The organism is Micromonospora marina (assembly GCF_900091565.1).
Taxonomy (GTDB): Bacteria; Actinomycetota; Actinomycetes; order Mycobacteriales; family Micromonosporaceae; genus Micromonospora; species Micromonospora marina.
Genome location: NZ_FMCV01000061.1, coordinates 1 through 2458, shown reverse-complemented (window position 1 = coordinate 2458; position 2458 = coordinate 1). Strand labels below are relative to the sequence as shown.

Genomic DNA, 2458 nt, shown 5'->3' with positions numbered 1-2458 from the left:
GGCGGGCACTGCTGAGGCGGGGTTGTTGGATCAGACGGTGTTCACGCAGGCCGGGTTGTTCGCGGTCGAGGTGGCGTTGTTCCGTCTGGTGGAGTCGTTCGGGATTGTGCCGGACATGCTGGCTGGTCATTCGATCGGTGAGGTGACGGCGGCGCATGTGGCGGGTGTGTTGTCCCTGGCCGACGCGTGTCAGTTGGTGGCGGCGCGGGGTCGGTTGATGCAGGCGCTGCCCACCGGTGGCGGGATGCTGGCTGTGGCCGCTGACGAGGCTGCGGTGGTGGAGTCGATCGCGGGCCTGGGCGACAGGGTGGGCGTCGCGGCGGTCAACGGCCCGGCCGCTGTGGTCGTGTCGGGTGCCGTCGAGGCCCTGGCCGAGGTGGAGCGGGTCTGGCGTGAGCGGGGGGTGCGTACGCGCCGGCTGGCGGTGAGCCACGCGTTCCACAGTCCGTTGATGGAGCCGATGCTGGCCGAGTTCCGTAAGGTCCTGGATGGGTTGGTGTTCGCCGCGCCGGTGTTGCCGGTCGTGTCGAACGTGACGGGGGCCCTGGCCGGTGACGAGATCCGTACCCCGGAGTATTGGGTGCGGCATGTGCGGGAGGCGGTGCGGTTCGCCGACGGGGTGACGGCGCTGCGGGCGGCCGGGGTGGATACGTTCCTGGAGGTCGGCCCGCAGAGCGTGCTGACCGCCATGGCGGCGGATGTGCTGCCCGATGACGAGGTCGTGCTGGCGGTGGCTGTGCAGCGCCGTGACCGGCCGGAGGTGCAGGCGTTGCTGCACGCCCTGGCCGAGCTGCACGTGCACGGTGTGCCGGTGACGTGGCAGTCGTGGTTTACCGAGACCGGCGCGCGCCGGGTGGACCTGCCCACGTACGCCTTCCAGCACCAGCGCTACTGGCCCGCCGCCAACCGGGCGCGTACGGGCGACGTGTCCGGGGTCGGACTCGGCCGCACCGGGCACCCGCTGCTCGGCGCGACAGTGGACCTGGCCGGCGACGACGAGATGGTGCTGACCGGCCGACTCTCCCTGACCACACACCCGTGGCTGGCCGACCACACGGTCTCCGGGCTGACGCTCGTACCCGGCACGGCCCTGGTCGAGCTGGCCGTACGGGCCGGCGATGAGGTGGGCCTCTCCCGGCTGCGGGAGCTGACCATGGCCGCCCCGCTGGTGCTCCCCGAAACCGGGGGCGTACGCATTCAGGTGCGGGTGTCCACGTCGGAGTCGCCGCAGCGTCCCGTTGCCGTCTACTCCCGCCCCGACGACGATTCCGAGGCGGGCTGGACCCGGCACGCCGAGGGTGTACTGGAAGCGTCCACCGCCGACGAGCCCGACTCGATCACCTGGCCCCCCGCCGCGACGTCGGAGGTGGACCTCGCGGGGTGGTACACGACGCTGGCGGAGCACGGCCTGGCGTACGGGCCGGTCTTCCAGGGGCTCCAGCGCGCCTGGATCGGCCGCGACGAACTGTTCGCCGAGGTGGCCCTGCCGGAGGCCGCCGCGACGGACAGCGCCGGATTTGGCCTGCACCCGGCGCTGCTGGACGCCGCCCTGCACCCGATCGGGCTGCTGCTCGGTGGCGAGGAATCGAGCGGACCACGGGTGCCGTTCGCCTTCGAGGGCGTGCAGGTCCACGCGGCAGGCGCGGGGACGCTGCGGGTGCGCCTGACCCGCGACGGCTCCGGGCTGCGGGTGGCCGCGTACGACGAGGTGGGCGCGCCGGTCGTGTCGATGGACTCCCTCGTCCTGCGAGAGCTGACCGGTGTGGCCGCGCCGGGCGTGGCCTCGCGGTCGCTGTTCGAACTGCGGTGGCCGGCCGTGGAGGCCGCACCCGCCGGGGAGCTTTCGGGTTGGGCGCTGGTGACCGGCGGCCTGGAGCTGCCGGCACCGGTAGGCATGCCCACGTACGCCGACGTGGCGACGGTCGCGGGGGATGAGTCAGCTCCCCGGACGCTGCTGATGCCGGTGTTCCCCGCGCCCGGCGCGGCGACGCCGGAGTCGGTCCGGGCAGTGACCACGGCCGTGCTGGCGACGGTGCAGTCCTGGCTCGCGGCGGACGCCCTGGCGGACTCGCGGCTCGTGGTCGTGACCCGGGGCGCGGTGTCGATCGGCGACAGCGACCGGGTGACCGACCTGGCAAGCGCGGCGGTGTGGGGTCTGCTGCGTTCGGCGCAGTCGGAGCACCCGGGCCGCATGGTCCTCGCGGACGTCGACGGCGACCTGGACGCCGCGCTGGTGGCCCTGCTGGACGGCGTCCTGCGGGAACCGGCCGCGACCGGCGGCCAGTTGGCCGTCCGAGGGGGTGCGGTGTACTCGCCGCGCCTGGTCCGGGCCGGCGTCACGTCGGTGGAGGCGCCGAGCCTGGGTGATGGTGCGGTGTTGGTGACCGGTGGTACGGGTGCGTTGGGTGCGTTGGTGGCGGAGCATCTGGTGTCGGTGTATGGGGTGCGGTCGCTGGTG

1 protein-coding gene is annotated in these 2458 nt (G+C 73.3%); it reads left to right on the top strand.

Translation table 11 applies throughout. The features are described from left to right. On the top strand, positions 1–2458 hold a 2458-nt coding region (locus GA0070215_RS27740), incomplete at both ends, for an acyltransferase domain-containing protein (RefSeq protein ID WP_141708291.1).